This window comes from Belliella aquatica (assembly GCF_014637795.1).
GTDB classification, from domain to species: domain Bacteria; phylum Bacteroidota; class Bacteroidia; order Cytophagales; family Cyclobacteriaceae; genus Belliella; species Belliella aquatica.
Window position 1 is genome coordinate 46,809 of record NZ_BMFD01000022.1, and the last position, 792, is coordinate 47,600.

Here is a 792-nt window from a genome sequence, read left to right on the forward strand (position 1 = left end):
AGCCTTACTAGAAGGTTCAGACTTCACAGCAGACGACTTTCCGGAGATCGATGCGCAGAAGATGAAGACGCTTTACAGTCAACGAGCCAACCTGAAGCTAGTGCCTCTGGCAGGAGTGAACAGCAGCGGTTCAGATATGGGCATGGCCCTAGACAAAAACAAGAACATGTACTTTGCTTCCGACCGAGGTGCAGTAACACCAACGGAGAAGGCAGCGATCAGACTTGATCTGAACAACATCTACAGCAAGGAGAAGTATGACTTCAACGACAGGGAGTTTTTCAGGATCATCAGAAAAGATACAGCAGGCAACCTAACAGAGTTGAACACAGGCGACGAAGAAGTGCTCCACTTCTCAGATGCAAGCTTTATGCATAGCAAAGACCTGATGTTCTATACGGTGACAAGAAGGATCACCAAAGCAAAGCGAACCCTAGAGTTTGCGGTAGGTACAGAGATCTACTACAGCAAAGTAGACGAATCAGGCATGATGTCAGAACACAAGGCCATGCCCTTCAACGAAGCAACCAAATACGGAGTGATGCATCCCTTTGTGGATGAACAAGCCAAAAGAATCTACTTCAGCTCAGACATGGAAGGCGGACAAGGAGGCTTTGACCTCTACTACGTGAGCTATGACGATGACTTAAACTTTGGAACCCCAGTAAACTTGGGGCCCTCGGTCAATACAGGTAAAAACGAAAGCCATCCGTATAGAATAGGAGACAAGCTTTACTTTTCGAGCAACGGCCACCCAGGCTTGGGAGGCTTGGATGTGTTTATGGCAGACTA

1 protein-coding gene and 1 pseudogene are annotated in these 792 nt (G+C 47.6%); both read left to right on the top strand.

Going from position 1 to position 792, the window contains the following annotated elements; all coding sequences use genetic code 11:
* Window positions 1-228: hypothetical protein (locus IEV57_RS19435; RefSeq protein ID WP_229744562.1), on the top strand; the 228-nt coding region annotated here is incomplete at its 5' end.
* A pseudogene (locus IEV57_RS17975) lies at window positions 167-792 on the top strand (OmpA family protein); the annotation flags it as partial. The gene IEV57_RS19435 and the pseudogene IEV57_RS17975, both read left to right, overlap by 62 nt.